A 270-nucleotide genomic window follows, 5' to 3' on the forward strand; every position below is an offset into this window, starting at 1 on the left:
TTGATGGGCATGTATGGTGACCCCATATAAATGATCATTTGGATAATTTCATAACTAAATGGTGCATATTTTTATTCCCATACAAATAAGAAAATGGTAACCGTACATTACGGTTACCATGAAAAACGAAACTTCTAGTACAAGTTATTACTTACGGGAATCTTCATTTTCTAACTTCGCTTGATAACGATGGGCTAACCGGCTTGCTGCAGCTGACGCAATCGCACCAACTAAATCATCCAAAAAAGTATGCACCTTTCCTTTAGATTT

Annotated in this window: 1 pseudogene; it reads right to left on the reverse strand. The window is 36.3% G+C overall.

Annotated features, from left to right (window positions below):
• Positions 1-147: 147 nt before the first annotated feature.
• Positions 148-270, reverse strand: a pseudogene (locus tag JDS96_RS31100) (phosphatidylglycerophosphatase A); the annotation flags it as partial.

The sequence above is a fragment of the Bacillus cereus group sp. N21 genome (assembly GCF_016483395.1).
GTDB classification, from domain to species: Bacteria; Bacillota; Bacilli; order Bacillales; family Bacillaceae_G; genus Bacillus_A; species Bacillus_A pseudomycoides.